The sequence below is a fragment of the Streptomyces sp. NPDC025721 genome (assembly GCF_055558595.1).
Window position 1 is genome coordinate 48,834 of sequence record NZ_JBVHMF010000006.1, and the last position, 16,414, is coordinate 65,247.

A 16,414-nucleotide genomic window follows, 5' to 3' on the forward strand; every position below is an offset into this window, starting at 1 on the left:
CAGCGCCACCCACGGAGAAGTACGCCTCCCCACACTGTCTGGGAGCGCGCGGCCCCGGGGGGGGGTGAGGGTTTGGGGGCGCCGGGGGGGCGCCCCCCCCCCCCCCCCGGCGCGCTGGCCGGACTGCGGGTGATCGCGGACGCCGACGCCACGGTCGACGGGGTGCTGGCCGCACTGCCGTCGGCGTCCACGGTGCACTTCGCCTGTCACGGTGTGAGCGACCCCGACAACCCCTCGAAGAGCCACCTGCTGCTGGCCGACGGACCCCTTGAGGTGCGGGCCGTCAACCGCCACGAACTGCCGTACGCCCAGCTCGCCGTGCTGCTCGCCTGCAACACCTCGCGGACCGACCGGCTCCCGGACGAGGCGATTCACCTGACGTCGGCGTTCCTGACCGCGGGATACCCCCAGGTGATCGGCTCACTGTGGGAGGCGGCGGACCTGGTCTCGGCCGGCCTCGCCCGTCGGCTGTACCGCTCGCTGCGGCGCTACGGCGGCGGCATCGACGTGGGCGACTGCGCCGTCGCCCTGCACGGGGTGGTACGCGAACTTCGCGCTCGCCACGCCGCCTCACCGGCGGCGTGGGCGCCCTACATCCACACCGGCCGGTGAGGCAGTACGCCTTTCCGGCCGCCGATGACGACGGTCGACAGGACCGACAGCGCCACCAGGACCGACAGCACTTCCAGGACCGGCAGCACTTCCAGGATCAGCAAGATCAACAGGAGGCAGTGATGGGTACGTCGGACGGAGCACGACGGATCGGAAGGACGGCCAGGTTCGAGGCATTGGCGGTCCTTGACGCGGTGCTGGCCTGGCGGCTGCCGCCGGATTCGTGGGAGGAGGTCGACGAGCGGATCGCCGTGCTGACGAAAGCGGTCGGCGAGGGCGACACGGTCCTGGTCGGTGAGGTGACGGCGGAGCTGGAGACGAACGGTCGGCGTGTCGGACGGATGGGTCCCCATGGCACTACGGCACCCGACGGCAAGCAGCAGTCGCCGCCTCGGGTGCGTGAACGGGTCGTCGCTCTCATCCACACCCTGGACCCGGCCTCGAAGCCGGCGGGCGGCGGCGGCCAGGCACCGCCCGCGGGCAACGGCAAGGCATGACGTGGCCATGGGTGTGACCGGTCGAGATCTTCCGGCCGCACGGTGAACTGCCCACAATGGGGGACTGTCCGGGGAGGGCGGCGCGATTATCTCAGTGCTGGTGAACATAGCGATCGGGCTGGTGACGAGCCTCCTGGGCCTCGGCTTCGGCTGGCTGTGGGAGCGGGGCAGGCGGTCCCGCGCACTGAATAGGAAAGCTGCCTTCTTCGGCGTCCGCCCCGGTGAAACCTGCCTCATCGTGCTCAGCAACAAGCACAACGCCCCCGGGACCGCACAGCACCGGGACGTGCGGGCGGTCATCGAACTGGCCATGCTCGCCGGTGAGCTGGGCTGCCGGGTGACCGTCGAGTCCGGAGAGTTCCGCGGCAGCAACGCCGACCGCACGGAATTCTGTGTCGGCGGACCGATCGGCGACTCGAACATCCGCACCGGCGGCCATCTGGCCGCCCACCTGCCGGGCGTGACCATCCACCCCTACAACGGCGGGCCCGACTCGGTGGCCATCGAGGTCGGAGGTGACCGCTTCCTCTTCGACCGCGGCAATCAGGAGTACGCCCTCGTCGCCAAGTTCACGCCTGCGGAGTCCAGCCGCCCCGTGCTGCTGATATGCGGCCAGACCTCCGCGGCGAACCAGGCGGCCATCAACTTCTTGCGGCGCGAGTACGACCGGCTCGGCAGGACCCTCGTCTCGGTGGACCGCTACTGCATCGTGATCAAGGCATCGCACCTCACGACATACGGAATCCACCGGGCCGTGCTGGAACGGGACGTCTCGGCCACGGCCTTCGGACACGAATGAACGCCCGGCGCGAAGCCGGACGTTCATTCGTCGGGCGGGCGGACCGGCCTTGCGGCCCCTCCCCTTGTCCGCTCAGATGCCCGTGTAGGTGAGGGAGGGATCTTCCTCCTGGAGCGAGACGACGAATCGGCGCATCTTGCGGTTGGCAAGGATGCGCAGGGCGCGCACGTTGCCTTCGGCTTCGAGCCGGATCTTCCGGCATTCCCCCCGGTCCCAGATGAGGAGGTGGACCGACAACCGCTCGGTGCTCTCTCCCCGGCTCACGAGCTCGGCCGTCAGTGCGAGGTCCGGCATATCGGTGTGGTGGATGCCGAGCGGTGAACCACCGCTCTCCGTGAACGTCGTGGCGATTCCGGTGTTGTTCTCCCCGAACCAGTTCGCTCGCATATCCGTGCGGAACAAGGCCGCTGCGTCCTCCACGGAGGCCGTGGTGGATATATCCACCGGCTGCTTGGTCATCTGCTCAACTCCCCGATGTGAACCCCGTGGTGCCGTGGGGGCGGTGCTCTTGTGCGGGAACTGCGTTCCGCCACGACCTTCTCACTGAAACGGAACCGCGGTGGGTTTTGTTGCACGGTTTCCGGAAGTACGGCAGCGGTTACCGTGACGTGCGGCGTTTTCGGCCGGCCGGTCAGAGGCTCGGCGCGGAGAAGGGAATGAACGGCATGAGCTCGTCGGCGACCCAATGGGCCGGGACTTGTAATGCCTCGCCGATCCGCAGATAGAGTTCGTACTGCGTCGCGGCGCCGAACCAGTCGAACCGGCAACCGGCCGGATCGCGGCCCCGACCGCATGCCTCGACCACCGCCACGCAGCCGTCCTGGGCATCGGCCCTGGCGTACACGGTCTCGGCGTGAGGTCCGGCCGACATCCGGGCGACCGGGCGCAGTTCCCCTGTTGCCAGCGGTGGGAGAGCCGCCCCCGGCGCCGGGGGCGGTCGGCCGACGAGCCAAGGCTCGTCGGGTCCCCGGTGCAGTCGCCAGAACTCGCGATCCCCTGCGGACAGGCGGTTGCCGGGTACCCCGCGAGCTCGGAAGAACTCCAGCGCGTCCATCCGCAAGGCGTCGTAGCAGGGATGCGCGAAGTCCGGGCCGAGCAGGTTCCAGACCGTCCTGGCCGCTCCGAAGAGCGCGAAGCCGCCTGCCGGTATGACGGCCGCGGCCAGTTGAGTGGTGAACCGGTCACTGTCGGACTGGGCGAATTCCAGAAACGGCGCCTGTAGTTCGCTCCACACCAGATCAGCGCCGAATTCGATCCCCGTGGCATCGAATTCGAAACGGCCGAACCGCTCCATCCGCAGAACGACATCGGCCGGGAGCCGTGAGGAGCCTGTGGCGTCCGAAGCGACTTTCATGATCCCTCCCTGCTTCGACCGTGCCGTCCACGGCGACGTGGGCCGCGAACCGGTCCGCGTGTCCGGTCGGTACGTGTCCGGCGGCAGTACGTGTCTAGCAACGGACGGAGAATGGGCACAATGGTTCTCCGGCGTACCCGGACGATCTCCGGAGAACTCCGCACGGCACCGGCACCGGCCGCCGGGCGCTCCCAGGCCACCGGGCGTTGTGCCAGACTCGGCGGTGGCAGCAGGCGGCGAAAGGGAGTTCGGGGCATGGGCCGTCCGCAAAAGGAACTGCCTCCCGACGGTTCGCCCGTCACGCTGTTCGCGTTCTGGCTGCGAGATCTGCGTCGGACCGCGGGATTGACCTTCGACCAACTGTCCCGTCACACCGGGTACGGTCGCACCACCATGACCGACGCGCTCCGCGGGGACTCGCACCCGACGCTCCCGGTGACGATGGCGATCGTCGGCGCCTGCGGCGGCGACATCGACAAGTGGGGCGCGTTCTGGGCCGAGGTGCACCGCGCCCTGGACAAGGACGCCGTGCCCGGGACTGTCATCGTCTCGCCGCCCCCCTGGACCCCGTCGATCGCGGGCGGGGCGCACGGCGAACTCTGTCCGAGCGGCTGCGCCCGTACCGATCCGCACGGCTGGTACACCGAGTCGGTCGAGACCCGGCTGCGTCTGGACACCGTGACACCCGAGGCGGTGGAGCGGCGGGTCATCGTCGCCACCTGCGACGGCCTCGCCGAGATCCCGGTCGCGTTCAGCGTGCCGCGCCGCACCGACGACGAGGCCGACGGCCACGGTCTGGAGGTCTCTGTCCTCGACGGCGGCCGCCTCGATCTGCCCGAGCACCCCTACGAGAGCTTCTTCCAACAGCGGCTGATCCTCCCGACCCCGCTGCGCACAGGTGCCCGCCACACGTACACGCTCCGGCTGCGCATCCCCCAGGACCAGCCGATGGCACCGCACTTCGTCCATGTCCCGCTGACCCGCAGCGAACGCTTCAGCCTGCGGGTGCGCTTCGCCCCCGGACGTCCGCCGCTGTCCGTCTGGCAGTTGAGCCGAGTCCCGACCGCCGTCATCTACCAGCGAGCGCCGGGGACATCCCTCCTGCGCCCCGACCGGCAGGGCACGGTGGCAGTGGAGTTCGACGCGATGCGGGTGGGATACGGCTACGGACTGTGCTGGCAGGACGGACCCGCCCCTGCCGCACCCGAGCCCGAGCCCGAAGTGCCGCCCGGCTACTGAGAGATCGGCGCGTCCGGCAGTTTGGCGCTGATCCGGGCGGCGTCCGGGTGGTGCAGGGTCCGCAGCACATCGAGCGCTTCCCGTCGCAGCGCGTACGCGTCGCGGTCGTGGCCGAGCGCGGCGTGCGCGTCTGCCAAATGATCGAGGGCGTGCGCCTCGCGGTAGCGGTCGCCCACCGCCCGGTCGAGAGCCAGGGACCGTTCATAGGTGCCGATCGCCGCCGCGTGCCGGCCCGAACTCTGCTCGGCCCGCCCGGTGGTGAGCAGGATCGCCGCCTGGCCGTCCAGATGGCCGAGTTCCGCGTACAGGTCGAACGCCCGGCGGCCGTGTACCAGCGCCGCCGCGTGGTCCCCCGAGCGTTCCTGCTCCTGGGCCAGGGCGCTGAGGCCGTCTGCCAGCGGCAGCGGATCCGCGGTCCGCTCGGCCATCGCCAGCGCGAGCCGGGCCTGCGGGAGCGCCCGCCGGTGGTCGCCGCGCGCGGCGTACACCCGCACCAGGGACAGCCGGACCTGGCGCGCGCCGTCGTCATCACCCAGCCGGCGGCATTCGCGCAGCGCCTCGTAGAGCAGCGACAGGGCTTCGTCGGACCGGTCGAGGCGGGAGAGGGCGTCCGCCAGCCGGCGGGTGGCCGACGCCCAGGCCCGGCGGTCCCCGGCCTTCGCGGCCGCGTCCCGGGCGATTTCGTGCACCAGGCCGCGCTGGAACCGCCGCCCCGAGCGACGCAGATAGACCGCGCACGCCTGGGCGAGGCGCCAGGTGTACGACTCCAGCCCCTCGCTCCGCGCGGCCAGCGCGATCACCGCCTGTAGCGTGCCCAACTCGGCCTCGAACCACGCCATGGCCGCCGCGTGATTCTCAACGGGCGGTTCGGTGCCAGTCGGCTCGACCGGAGTGCGCCGCCACGGTTCGAGGCGGCGGTCCGCCAGTCGCGCGGCACTCAGATAGTGCCGCAGCAGGCGCTCGACGGCGGTGGCGCGCTCGGCGGCCGGGCCGTCGTCCGCCAACTCCTGCGCGTACAGCCGCAACAGGTCGTGCAGTACATACCGGCCCGGCGCGTGCTGCCGCACCAGATGGGCGGCGGTGAGCGCGTCGAGCAGTTCGTCCGGCGGCGCCTGTTCGCCGAGCAGCGCCGCGCACGCGGTCGCGTCGAGGTCAGGGCCGGGGTGGCAGCCGAGCAGCCGGAACAGCCGCGCCACGGGCGGTGGCAGCAGGGCGTACGAACCCTGGAAGACCGACCGCAGGTTGACGTCCGCGTCCTTGAGTTCCAGGATGCCCAGCCGCGCGTTGGCCTGCCGGAGCCGTGCGACGAAAAGACCGATCGAGCCCTTGGGCTCCAGCGCCGCCCTCGCGCCGGCAACGCTCAGGGCCAAGGGCAACCGGGCGCACAGGTCCACGAGTTCGTCAGCGGCCCGTGGTTCGTCCGCCAGCCGGTCGGCTCCGATCTGCCCTTCCACCAGGGCCCGGGCGGCATACCGCGGCAGCACGTCCAGGGTGACCCGGAACGCCCCGTCCCGTACCACCAGTCCGTCGAGGCGGTTGCGGCTGGTGACGATCACCAGCGATCCCGGCCCGCCCGGCAGCAGCGGGCGAACCTGATCGGCCGAGCGCGCGTTGTCGAGCACCACCACCACCCGACGGCCCGCCAGCACGGTACGCAACAGACCTGCGGCGGCGGTCTCCCTGGCCGGGATCGCGTCGGGCGTCACGCCCAGCGACTGCAACAGGTCGTACAGCGCTTCCGCGGGGGACATGGGCACTCCCGAGTCGAAGCCCCGCAGATTCAGGTGGAGTTGACCGTCGGGAAAGTGCTCCTCCACCCGGCGTGCCCAGTGCAGCGCCAGGGATGTCTTGCCGACTCCCGCAGTGCCCTCGATGCTGGTGATCACCACCGGCCGGACCGCCGCGACCGGATCCGGCTCCAGTAACCCGTCAAGCCGCCGCAGTTCGGGCTCCCGGCCGACGAAATTCCGCAGAGACGGGGGAAGTTGGTGGGGCACGCGGGAGGACGGTGGCGGACCGCTCGTGCCGACGGTCGCTCTGGCCGCGGCGGGGCGGAGCCTCCGGGCCGCTTCGGCGCGGTCCCGGAGCGTGCTCAGCCGACCGGCTTCCGGGCCGCCGACGCCGAGTGCGACCAGCAGTTCATCGAAGACGCCCACCCCCGCGAGCGTCGTCCCGTTGAGGTAGGCGTACAGACTGCTCGGCGAGACGTTCAGCCGTCTGGCCAGTTCGGTCCGGTCCAACGCGCGGCCGAGCCGCTTCTCGGCGCGGACCACGGCATGGGCCAACTCGACGGCCAGCCGCTGCCTGAGCGCCGACGGGTCCTCATCCGTCGCCGGGGTCCGATCCCCTGCCACCGCTTTCCCTCCGTACCGGCCCTACGCCTTGGCGGACGTGGCTGACGTGCACACCCGTACGGCATGCCCGCCGCGTGTCTCGTACCCGGATCGTGACGCATACGACCCGTGCGGATTCGTACCGCGCCTCCAGACTTGTCCAGTGTCTTCCAGAGCGGCCGGGAGTGCTGAGGATCCGCGTGTTCCGGTGGGGTCCGACACCGGCGGCGCGCTGTTCGCCGGGCCGGCCCCGGGAGGACGACAGCCATGCAGACTCACTGAGGACACCCACCGGAAGACCCCGGCACGACCGTCGGGTCAGGACTCCTGGGGCCGGCCGTCCGCCTCCGCGCACCGCAGCACGTGGGCGGCGGCCGTGCCCCACGTCACTCTTTCAGCCATCGCCTTGCGCAGGCGGGCGGCCCGGGCGAAGGCGCTCGGCCGGTCGAACATCACTGAGTTGATGGCCCGTTCCCACGCGGCGGCGTCCGCCGCCAGCCGCTTCTCATAACCGTCCACGTCAACGACGACCTGCTCCGCCTCCGCGGGCAGTATCTCGCGAAGCAGCATGCCCAGCCCGCTGCGGCCGCTCACAAGAACCGGCACCCCGGCCACGATCGCCTCGAGCGCCACCAGACCGAACGCCTCGGCTCGGGACGGCATCAGCACCAGACTGGCCCGTCGCACATCCCTGCGGATCTTCTCCTGGTCTTCTGTATAGGTCCGCACCTTGACGTCGATGGCCGGATGGCCGATCAAGTCCTTCGCGTACTCGCTCAGGCTGCGGGAGGTGTCCTCGGGCGCGCCGCGGACCAGCAGTTCCCAGTGTCCGGGCCCGGACCTCGGCGGTACCGCTTTCTCCAGTGCCCGGCAGGCGATGTCCAGCCCCTTCAACTGCGCATCCTTCAGGCGCCCCATGAACAGGATCTGCGTCCGACCGGAGCGCGGTCCGTCCACCGGGTCGGGCTCGCCGTCGAATCCGGGGTCGATGCGCTGTATCGGGGGCAGGTCCCGGTATCCCGGCAGACCGCGCTCCCGTTCCAGCAGTTCCTCGAGGCGCGGTCCCACCGGCATGATGCGGGCGGCACCTCGGCACAGGTCGAACTCCAACTCCGTGAGGGCCTCGGCGCGGGCACCCACGTCGTCACCCTCGTCTTCCTTGGACCATTCCGCCTGGTCCGGCTCGACATGGAGGAAGTGCAGCCGCCGCGCCCCCCTGAAATGGTCCTCCGCCTGTGCCTGCGCCGCAGGTCCGCTGACCCTGCCGTGCCCGATGACGAGGTCCGGCACGACTCCCTCCGGCAATTCGGCGCGACGCATCAGCGACTGCCGCCCGGTACGGCCCGGCCGGGCCGCGGCGAGCAGACGCACCCCGTGCTCCTCCGCGTCGGCCTGTTCCTTGGCGGTGAAATTCTCCACCAGCACGTGGACTTCGGCGCCCGCCGCCGTCAGCGCCAGGCACAGCCCTCGGTTGAACGCCGTCAGGCCGCCGTGCGCGGGAAACCACTCGTCGGTCACCGCGAGCACCCGCACGGGGCAGCCGTCCGGCCGCGTCGGCGCCGTCGCCGCGACCGGCGCCAACTCTGCCGACGGTTCCGATTCGTCGTTGTCCGGCGGCGGTTGCCGTGCGCCCTGACGCTCGGCGGTTGCCGTTACGGGCAGGCTGTCGGTCGTCTCCACGCGCGTGATGCCGTCCTCAAGAAGTTGGACGAACCAGTCGACGACCTCGCGGTCGTCGTCCAGCACGTCGGTGTCGGTCACATCGCCGCCGTGTGCCTCGCGGCTCCGACGCAGGGCCAGCCGCGCGTTGGTCCACGTGACGTCCACGGTGTGCCGGAGGCCGCGCAGTGCCCGCGCCGGATCGCCGAGCGGCAGTTCGCCGATCCCGCCGCCGTAGGGGAGCCGTACCAAGGCCCGCAGACCCGTGTCGCCGCCGTCGATGGCGGAGAGCCTTTTGTGGACCCGCAGTTGATGCCGGACAGTGGCCATATGCATCAGGTAGCTGACGAACGGCGGCATCTCGGCACTGCTGTCGGCCGACCACGCCCAGGCACCGAGGAAGGCGTCCTGCTCCGGATGCCCGAGCAGGAGGAGCCGGCGCAGGTACCGGTCGTCGTCCTCGCGCTCCGGTTCCAGCAGGTCCAGCCCGCCGACCGCCCCGCCCGGCTGCTTGCCGACCAGCAGCACCACGGCGCCCAGGCAGCTGGCGTCGAGCGGGCCGAGCACGTCGGCGGCCCGCTGCTCCAACTCCGGCCAGGCACGGTCCTCGCGCGCCCCGAGCAGCAGCGACAGATTCAGTACGGCACCGTGACGTCGCACGATCGCCTGGTCGAGGCCCCCGGGCGACTGGACGGCAGCCACCGTCACCGAGCCGTGCAGCGCCGCGTCCGGCAGCACCTCCGGGATCTCGGTGGGTGCCGTCGCCCACACCGGCTGGTTCGCGCCCTGGAGGGCACGGAAGCGCTGCCACATCACGCGGACTGCGGTCGGCCAGACGTCGGCACGCGGCGCGTCGAGCGGGACGAAGACGTGGGCCACGACTTCCTGTTCCGTCACGGCGAGTTCGTGCACTCGGTCGTTCGCCCCCGGGCTGCGTGCCGTACTCACTACGGTAAGTCCCCGCATTCTACTGACGGTTCGGCCGTGTCGAGGATCTCTCGGGCTACGTGCTCAACTGCTGTCGACCGTATCGGTGTTCAACACCACAAGCGTGGCGGCCGACGCCGGTACGAACAAGGACACCGACCCGGCCGGACTGAACCTGGTCACGACCACCGCCTACGACGCCCAGGGCCGCGTCATCAAGGCCACCCTGCCCAAGTCCGCGGGCACCGACGCGGGGCCACCGTCACGACCTACTGTTCCGCTGTGGCGGGGGGGCTTCGGCATGATCGAATCCACGATTCCGTGGCCCGCTGTCAAGGCTATTGCCTACGCGCTCCGTTGGGGGCTGTGGGCAGTCACGGCCAAGGCATCCCACGCGGCAGTGCGAGCACGCTGTGTCACCTTCGTCACAGATCTCCCCACCGGATTCTGGCGAATCAACGAACGGAAGTGCTGATCGATGCCTAGACCTGTCCGGATCACTATCCCGGCGCTTATCGCCCTACTGCTCGCGGCCGTAATGATCGAAGCGATAAGCCACTCTTCGTGGCCCACTGTAGCCCTCATGGGCGTCGGTATAGGCTTTATGGCCATCGATATCGTAAGAGCGCTGCGGGACAACCGTCACGGGTAGGCACTCGCGACGAGCGCTGTCGCGTCAAGCAGCCGCACAACTCGTCCCCCCTTGGGGAACACAGCCCGCTAGGTCCTCCCTTCAGGGAGGGCCTAGCAAACCCCATCCCCGAGGGCAGCGCCAACGCCTGCGAAAGATCTTCCGTGCGGCACCCTTGGGCGTGCGGATTTCCGCAGGGTCGGTGACATTCCTTGTCGTGATGCGCTCGGCCAGTGGCGACCTCCTGGTCGCTCGTCTATTGCCCTGTTCTTTGGTGCTCGGGTTTCGCACCGTGATGCACTGCCTCAACGGCCGAGCCCGTGCGTGCCTACGCGGAGTCAGGGACTCTCCGCTCTGTCGGAGGGACTTCCGAGGGACGTTCCGCCGTGCAAGCACGGAAGGCTCCGACAGAGCTGAAAGACCGGACGCTGCAGGTCAGCGGCTATGCGATCAGCACTCGATGACGTTCACCGCCAGGCCGCCGCGGGCGGTTTCCTTGTATTTGACCTTCATGTCGGCGCCGGTCTCCTTCATGGTCTTGATGACCTTGTCGAGGGAGACGTGGTGGCGGCCGTCGCCGCGCATGGCCATGCGGGCGGCGGTGACGGCCTTGACGGCGGCCATGCCGTTGCGCTCGATGCAGGGGATCTGGACGAGGCCGCCGACCGGGTCGCAGGTGAGGCCGAGGTTGTGCTCCATGCCGATCTCGGCGGCGTTCTCGACCTGTTCCGTGGAGCCGCCGAGGATCTCGGCGAGGCCGCCGGCCGCCATCGAGCAGGCCGAGCCGACCTCGCCCTGGCAGCCGACCTCGGCGCCGGAGATGGAGGCGTTCTCCTTGAAGAGCATGCCGATCGCGCCCGCCGTCAGCAGGTAGTGCACGACGGCGTCCTCCTGGTCGACGGCGCCGGCGGTCGGCGCCGCGACGAAGTTCAGGTAGTAGTGCAGGACGGCCGGGATGATGCCCGCGGCGCCGTTGGTGGGGGCGGTCACGACCCGGCCGCCCGCCGCGTTCTCCTCGTTGACGGCCATCGCGTAGAGGGTGACCCACTCCATCGCGTGCGCGGCCGGATCGCCCTCGGCGCGCAGCTGGCGCGCCGACTGCGCCGCGCGGCGGCGGACCTTCAGGCCGCCCGGGAGGATGCCCTCACGGGACATCCCGCGCCGCACGCAGGACTCCATCACCCGCCAGATGTCGAGCAGCCCGGCGCGGATCTCCTCCTCCGTACGCCACGCCTTCTCGTTCTCCATCATCAGCGCCGAGATCGACAGCCCCGTCTCGCGCGAGAGCCGCAGCAGCTCGTCCCCGGTGCGGAAGGGGTGCCGCAGCACCGTGTCGTCCAGCTTGATCCGGTCCTCGCCGACCGCGTCCTCGTCCACGACGAAGCCGCCGCCCACCGAGTAGTACGTCTTCTCCAGCAGCGGGGCGCCGTCCGCGTCGTACGCGAACAGCGTCATCCCGTTGGCGTGGTACGGCAGCGACCTGCGCCGGTGCAGCACGATCTGCGTCTGCGGGTCGAAGGCGATCTCGTGCGCCCCGAGCAGGCTCAGCCTGCCCGCCGCGCGCACCGCCGCGACCTCGTCGTCCGCCGTCTCCACGTCCACCGTCCGCGGCGAGTGGCCCGCGAGCCCCAGCAGCACCGCCTTCGGCGTCCCGTGCCCGTGGCCCGTCGCCCCCAGCGACCCGAAGAGCTCCGCCCGGACCGACACGGTGTGCGCCAGCAGTCCCTCGTTCTTCAGCCGGTGCACGAAGATGCCCGCGGCACGCATCGGACCCACGGTGTGCGAGCTGCTGGGGCCGATGCCCACGGAGAAGAGGTCGAATACGGATATTGCCATGAGGACTCCAGATCTCGAAGGGGCACGGCCCCTTCACGGTTCCTCCCGTGGAGGAGGGTTTCCCAGGGGCGCGGGGAACTGCGCGACCAGCCCCCACCGGCGGGTGGTCCGGCGACAACCGGACTGCCCGCCGGGGCGGGTGGTGACCTGCGGGAGCGCTCCGGCTGAGCACGCGGTTCCTCCGTCGGCCTCCGGCCGGGAGGTGCCCCCCTCGCCCCTACGGGGCTACGCGTAGAGCGGGTGCTTGCGGGTCAGGGCGGCGACCCTGTCCCGGAGAGCCGCGGCGTCGTAACTCGGCTTGAGGGCCGCCGCGATGATCTCCGCCACCTCCCGGAAGTCCTCCGCGTCGAAGCCCCGCGTGGCCAGCGCGGGCGTGCCGATGCGCAGCCCCGAGGTGACCATGGGCGGCCGGGGGTCGTTGGGGATCGCGTTGCGGTTGACGGTGATGCCGACCGAGTGGAGGCGGTCCTCGGCCTGCTGGCCGTCGAGCGCGGAGTCGCGGAGGTCGACCAGCACCAGGTGGACGTCGGTGCCGCCGGACAGGACGGAGACGCCGACCTCGGTGAGGTCGTCCCGTACCAGCCGCTCGGCGAGGATCTTGGCGCCCTGGAGCGTACGCGCCTGCCGGTCCTTGAACTCGTCGGTGGCGGCGGCCTTGAAGGCGACCGCCTTTCCGGCGATCACGTGCTCCAGCGGGCCGCCCTGCTGACCGGGGAAGACCGCCGAGTTGATCTTCTTGGCCAGCTCGGCCTTGGAGAGGATCACACCGCCGCGCGGGCCGCCGAGCGTCTTGTGGGTCGTGGTGGTGACCACGTCCGCGTACGGCACGGGGGAGGGGTGCAGACCGGCCGCGACCAGGCCCGCGAAGTGCGCCATGTCGACCATCAGGTACGCGCCGACCTCGTCCGCGATCCGGCGGAACTCGGCGAAGTCGAGCTGGCGCGGATACGCCGACCAGCCCGCGATGACGAGCTGCGGCCGGTGCTCCCTGGCCAGCTTCTCGACCTCGGCCATGTCGACCAGACCGGTGTGCTCGTCGACGTGGTAGGCCGCGACCTTGTACAGCTTGCCGGAGAAGTTGATCTTCATGCCGTGGGTCAGGTGGCCGCCGTGCGCCAGGTCGAGGCCCAGGATGGTGTCGCCCGGCTTGATCAGGGCGGTCATCGCGGCGGCGTTCGCGGACGCGCCGGAGTGCGGCTGCACGTTCGCGGCCTCGGCGCCGAACAGCGCCTTGACGCGGTCGATCGCGAGCTGCTCGATCACGTCGACGTGCTCGCAGCCGCCGTAGTAGCGGCGGCCCGGGTAGCCCTCGGCGTACTTGTTGGTCAGCACGGAGCCCTGGGCCTCGAGGACCGCGACCGGCGCGAAGTTCTCCGACGCGATCATTTCGAGGGTGGACTGCTGGCGGTGGAGTTCGGCGTCGACCGCGGCGGCGACGTCCGGGTCGAACTCGTGCAGGGACTGGTTCTGCAGCGACATGAGATCTTCCTGGTCAGAAGGTCGATGAATACCGGGGGCCGGCGAACGGCCGGTGACGGCGGGCCCGGCGGGAAGCGAGCCCGCGATGACAGCCGGGGGCCGGCCCGCCGTGACGGCCGGGGGACCGGCCCGTGACGGAGGCCGGAAGGTCAGCCCGCGATGAAGGCGTCGTACTCGGCGGCGGACAGCAGCTCGTCGGTCGCCTGCGGCTCGCGGACCTTGAACAGCCAGCCGTCCGCGAAGGGCGAGGAGTTGATCAGGGCCGGGTCGTCCACGACGTCCTGGTTGATCTCCGTGACCTCGCCGGTGACCGGCGAGTACAGGTCGCTGACGGACTTGGTGGACTCCAGCTCACCACAGGTCTCACCCGCCGTGACGGCGTCGCCCACCGCGGGAAGCTGCACGAACACGACGTCGCCGAGCGCGTCGGCGGCGTGCGAGGTGATCCCGACGGTGACGCCCTCGGCCTCGGGGGCCGACAGCCACTCGTGTTCCTTGGTGTACCGAAGATTCTGGGGGTTGATGCTCATGACGGAATTCTCCCGGATGCGAAGGGGTGCCCGCGCGCGGGGACGGCGCGGTCGGTCGGCTCGACGGACAGGTCCGGTACCGGCCGGACAGGCCCGGTACCAGGTGGCGGTACGAGCGTGTCAGCGCTCACGCTTGTAGAACGGCAGCGCCACGACCCGGTGCGGCTCACGGGTGCCGCGGATGTCGACCGCGACCCCTTCCGTACCGGGCGCGGCATGCGCGGCGTCCACGTACGCCATCGCGATGGGCACGCCCAGCGTCGGGGACGGCGCGCCCGAGGTGACCTCGCCGACCACGGCGCCCGAGGCGTCGGTCACCGCGTACCCCGCGCGCGGCACCCGGCGGCCCTCGGCGATCAGCCCGACCAGCTTGCGCGGCGGGGTGGCCGCCGCCTTCTCCGCCGCGGCCTCCAGCGCCGCCCGGCCCACGAAGTCGCCCGCCTTGTCGAACTTCACGACCCGGCCGAGCCCCGCGTCGAACGGCGTCAGCGCGGTGGTCAGCTCGTGCCCGTACAGCGGCATGCCCGCCTCCAGGCGCAGCGTGTCCCGGCAGGACAGGCCGCACGGTACGAGCCCGGCCGCGGCCCCGGCCTCGGTGAGCGCCTGCCACAGCCGCTCGGCGTCGGCGGGCGCGACGAACAGCTCGAAGCCGTCCTCGCCGGTGTAACCGGTACGGGCGATCAGGGCGGGCACCCCGGCGACCGTGCCGGGCAGGCCCGCGTAGTACTTCAGCCCGTCCAGGTCCGCGTCCGTGACCGACTTCAGGATGCCGGGGGACTCCGGACCCTGGACGGCGAGCAGCGCGTACGCGTCCCGGTCGTCGCGTACGGCGGCGCCCGCGAAACCGGCCGCGCGCTCGGTGACGGCGTCCAGCACCACCTGGGCGTTGGAGGCGTTGGCGACGATCATGAACTCCTGCTCGGCGAGCCGGTACACGATCAGGTCGTCCAGGATGCCGCCGTCGGGTGCGCAGATCATCGTGTAGCGGGCCCTGCCGACCGCGAGCGCCGACAGGTGGCCGACCAGCGCGTGGTCGAGGGCCTCGCCCGCCTGCGGTCCCGTGACGGTGATCTCGCCCATGTGGGAGAGGTCGAAGAGTCCGGCGCGGGTGCGGACGGCGGTGTGCTCGTCGCGCTCGCTGCCGTACCGCAGCGGCATGTCCCAGCCCGCGAAGTCGGTCATGGTCGCGCCGAGCGCGCGGTGCGTCGCGTCGAGGGCGGTGTGGCGCGGGGAGGTCGGTGGCTGGCTCATCGGAGGGCTCCCAGAGGGGTGACGGCACGGGACGGACAGGGCGGGCCGGGGCATGCTCGCCCCGGGTCTCCCCATCTGTCATCGGAACCTGAGAGGTTCACCGTGACCCTCGCGGGTCCCGGTTTGCACCTTGGGTGGGGCCGCTCCCCGTCAAGGGAGCCGCCCGCTTTTCAGATCTGCCTCGCCCGCGCGGTATCTGTGCCTGAGAGATTCAAGGGAGGGCTTGCTCCTTCGGCGCCCGGCCCGGTGAGGGGACGGAACTCTCCCGCGCGGCCTCCAACGGCCGGTATGCAAGTTGTGCCGCCAATCATTGCACGCCAGCCGCTAGGGTTTCCGGGCAGGACAGTGGCACATGGGCGGACAAGGGTGGACATGGAGATTCCGGCACCGTACACGGCACCGTACATATGGCCGGCCAACGAGCTGGAAGAGGTGCTCACCGCGAGCCTCGGCAACCCCTCGGCCGCCCCCCGGCTGCTGGAGGTGCTGGGGCGCTCCCATGTCTGGGTGCCGCTGCCGAACGGCGGGGCGCCGGACGCGCCGGGGCTCGACCTGCCCACCGTCGAACTGGAGGGCGCGACCTATGTGCCGGTCTTCAGCTCCGAGCAGCAGTTCCGGCAGGCCGCCGACGGCATGGCCTGCACCGTCGCGCCCGTCCACGAATTCGCCCGCGGCCTGCCGCCGCTGGTCGGCATCGCCCTGAACCCCGGCGGCGCCGTCGGAGTGCCGCTGCCGCCCGCCGCCGTCGCCGAGCTGTGCCGCGGCGGCGCCGCCGAACGGTACGAGCAGGACGGCACGCCCGGCCGTACGGTCGGCGCCCGCGTACGGCTGTGGGAACCGGACCACGACGACGAGCCGGTGGACTTCCTCGCCACCGCCGCGGGGGAGTTCGCCGTCACCCCGGTCGTGCTGTCCGCCCGCCGCGCGCTGGCCGCCGTGGAGGAGGAGCCGCCCGCGCTCTTCGTCGGGGTCGAGCTGGACCGCTGGCAGGACGTGGACCGCGCCGCGGCCATGGACGCCATCGGCCGCGCCCTCGGCGCCGCGCCGCTGCCCTGGCCCGTCCACCTGATTCTGCTGGACGTCGCACAGGACCCGGTCGCGGACTGGATGCTGGAGACCGTACGGCCGTTCTTCACGCGGGACTGAACCGGACCGAACCGGACTCATCGGGACCGAACGGGACCGACCGGTGGGAGGCCGTACGGCACGGGTGGGGATCCAGGACGTGACCTGGTTTGATGGCGGGCGGCGCACAGGTGTGCGCCGG

The 16,414-nt window shown here is 71.0% G+C and carries 15 protein-coding genes and 2 riboswitches; of the genes, 6 read left to right on the top strand and 9 right to left on the bottom strand.

Going from position 1 to position 16,414, the window contains the following annotated elements; all coding sequences use genetic code 11:
• Positions 1–129 precede the first annotated feature (129 nt).
• A complete protein-coding gene (locus ACZ4EF_RS11225) occupies positions 130–612 on the top strand; it encodes a CHAT domain-containing protein (RefSeq protein WP_467348535.1) in 483 nt (160 codons plus the stop codon).
• Here the strand turns inward: ACZ4EF_RS11225 and ACZ4EF_RS11230 are convergent.
• The gene (locus tag ACZ4EF_RS11230) at positions 591–722 is read right to left on the bottom strand and encodes a hypothetical protein (RefSeq protein WP_467504013.1); all 132 of its coding nucleotides are present in this window, start codon (positions 720–722) and stop codon (positions 591–593) included. The genes ACZ4EF_RS11225 and ACZ4EF_RS11230 overlap by 22 nt on opposite strands.
• Before the next feature lie 12 nt (positions 723–734).
• Here ACZ4EF_RS11230 and ACZ4EF_RS11235 point away from each other — a divergent pair, with 12 nt between their 5' ends.
• Both ACZ4EF_RS11235 and ACZ4EF_RS11240 read left to right on the top strand, forming a co-directional pair.
• Entirely contained in the window at positions 735–1,109 is a 375-nt protein-coding gene (locus tag ACZ4EF_RS11235; protein ID WP_391044718.1) for a CATRA system-associated protein, read from the top strand.
• A gap of 100 nt (positions 1,110–1,209) precedes the next feature.
• Entirely contained in the window at positions 1,210–1,908 is a 699-nt protein-coding gene (locus ACZ4EF_RS11240) for a hypothetical protein (RefSeq protein WP_401722813.1), read from the top strand.
• Between the two features lie 72 nt (positions 1,909–1,980).
• Here ACZ4EF_RS11240 and ACZ4EF_RS11245 read toward each other — a convergent pair whose 3' ends face one another.
• Positions 1,981–2,367 carry a hypothetical protein gene (locus ACZ4EF_RS11245; RefSeq protein ID WP_355348019.1) on the bottom strand — a complete coding sequence of 129 codons (387 nt, stop codon included), beginning with the start codon at positions 2,365–2,367 and terminating at the stop codon, positions 1,981–1,983.
• Positions 2,368–2,539: 172 nt separating this feature from the next.
• Positions 2,540–3,262, bottom strand: coding sequence for a hypothetical protein (locus ACZ4EF_RS11250; RefSeq protein WP_467504016.1), 723 nt, complete (start codon positions 3,260–3,262; stop codon positions 2,540–2,542).
• Between the two features lie 255 nt (positions 3,263–3,517).
• Between ACZ4EF_RS11250 and ACZ4EF_RS11255 the strand changes: the two genes are divergently transcribed.
• On the top strand, positions 3,518–4,501 hold the full coding sequence (locus tag ACZ4EF_RS11255; protein ID WP_391044724.1) for a helix-turn-helix domain-containing protein: 984 nt from the start codon (positions 3,518–3,520) through the stop codon (positions 4,499–4,501).
• Here ACZ4EF_RS11255 and ACZ4EF_RS11260 read toward each other — a convergent pair.
• Both ACZ4EF_RS11260 and ACZ4EF_RS11265 read right to left on the bottom strand, forming a co-directional pair.
• A complete protein-coding gene (locus ACZ4EF_RS11260; RefSeq protein ID WP_467504018.1) occupies positions 4,495–6,855 on the bottom strand; it encodes an ATP-binding protein in 2,361 nt (786 codons plus the stop codon). The two genes, ACZ4EF_RS11255 and ACZ4EF_RS11260, sit on opposite strands and share 7 nt — an antisense overlap.
• A gap of 297 nt (positions 6,856–7,152) precedes the next feature.
• The gene (locus ACZ4EF_RS11265) at positions 7,153–9,390 is read right to left on the bottom strand and encodes a CATRA conflict system CASPASE/TPR repeat-associated protein (RefSeq protein ID WP_467504020.1); all 2,238 of its coding nucleotides are present in this window, start codon (positions 9,388–9,390) and stop codon (positions 7,153–7,155) included.
• Positions 9,391–9,526: 136 nt separating this feature from the next.
• Between ACZ4EF_RS11265 and ACZ4EF_RS11270 the strand changes: the two genes are divergently transcribed.
• Complete coding sequence (locus ACZ4EF_RS11270) at positions 9,527–9,895, top strand: hypothetical protein (RefSeq protein WP_467504022.1); 369 nt, start codon at positions 9,527–9,529, stop codon at positions 9,893–9,895.
• Between the two features lie 606 nt (positions 9,896–10,501).
• Here the strand turns inward: ACZ4EF_RS11270 and ACZ4EF_RS11275 are convergent.
• The 4 genes from ACZ4EF_RS11275 to gcvT form a co-directional block, all read right to left on the bottom strand.
• Positions 10,502–11,887 (bottom strand): L-serine ammonia-lyase, encoded by a 1,386-nt coding sequence (locus ACZ4EF_RS11275; RefSeq protein ID WP_467504024.1) that lies wholly within the window; start codon positions 11,885–11,887, stop codon positions 10,502–10,504.
• A gap of 225 nt (positions 11,888–12,112) precedes the next feature.
• Positions 12,113–13,366, bottom strand: coding sequence for a serine hydroxymethyltransferase (gene glyA / locus ACZ4EF_RS11280; RefSeq protein ID WP_355348037.1), 1,254 nt, complete (start codon positions 13,364–13,366; stop codon positions 12,113–12,115).
• A gap of 149 nt (positions 13,367–13,515) precedes the next feature.
• The gene (gene gcvH, locus ACZ4EF_RS11285) at positions 13,516–13,896 is read right to left on the bottom strand and encodes a glycine cleavage system protein GcvH (protein WP_355348040.1); all 381 of its coding nucleotides are present in this window, start codon (positions 13,894–13,896) and stop codon (positions 13,516–13,518) included.
• Positions 13,897–14,016: 120 nt separating this feature from the next.
• The gene (gene gcvT / locus ACZ4EF_RS11290; RefSeq protein ID WP_467504026.1) at positions 14,017–15,147 is read right to left on the bottom strand and encodes a glycine cleavage system aminomethyltransferase GcvT; all 1,131 of its coding nucleotides are present in this window, start codon (positions 15,145–15,147) and stop codon (positions 14,017–14,019) included.
• Between the two features lie 65 nt (positions 15,148–15,212).
• A riboswitch (glycine riboswitch) is annotated at positions 15,213–15,327 on the bottom strand.
• Positions 15,328–15,425: riboswitch (glycine riboswitch) on the bottom strand.
• 94 nt (positions 15,426–15,519) lie between these two features.
• Between gcvT and ACZ4EF_RS11295 the strand changes: the two genes are divergently transcribed.
• Positions 15,520–16,293 carry an enhanced serine sensitivity protein SseB gene (locus ACZ4EF_RS11295; RefSeq protein ID WP_355348046.1) on the top strand — a complete coding sequence of 258 codons (774 nt, stop codon included), beginning with the start codon at positions 15,520–15,522 and terminating at the stop codon, positions 16,291–16,293.
• The last annotated feature ends 121 nt before the right edge of the window (positions 16,294–16,414 follow it).

Bases quoted from the DNA above. Each gene is read 5' to 3' on its own strand.
- ACZ4EF_RS11235 (WP_391044718.1), top strand. From the start codon at position 735: ATGGGTACGTCGGACGGAGCACGACGGATCGGAAGGACGGCCAGGTTC.
- ACZ4EF_RS11245 (WP_355348019.1), bottom strand. From the start codon at position 2,367: ATGACCAAGCAGCCGGTGGATATATCCACCACGGCCTCCGTGGAGGAC.
- ACZ4EF_RS11250 (WP_467504016.1), bottom strand. From the start codon at position 3,262: ATGAAAGTCGCTTCGGACGCCACAGGCTCCTCACGGCTCCCGGCCGAT.
- ACZ4EF_RS11255 (WP_391044724.1), top strand. From the start codon at position 3,518: ATGGGCCGTCCGCAAAAGGAACTGCCTCCCGACGGTTCGCCCGTCACG.
- ACZ4EF_RS11275 (WP_467504024.1), bottom strand. From the start codon at position 11,887: ATGGCAATATCCGTATTCGACCTCTTCTCCGTGGGCATCGGCCCCAGC.
- glyA (WP_355348037.1), bottom strand. From the start codon at position 13,366: ATGTCGCTGCAGAACCAGTCCCTGCACGAGTTCGACCCGGACGTCGCC.
- gcvH (WP_355348040.1), bottom strand. From the start codon at position 13,896: ATGAGCATCAACCCCCAGAATCTTCGGTACACCAAGGAACACGAGTGG.
- gcvT (WP_467504026.1), bottom strand. From the start codon at position 15,147: ATGAGCCAGCCACCGACCTCCCCGCGCCACACCGCCCTCGACGCGACG.
- ACZ4EF_RS11295 (WP_355348046.1), top strand. From the start codon at position 15,520: ATGGAGATTCCGGCACCGTACACGGCACCGTACATATGGCCGGCCAAC.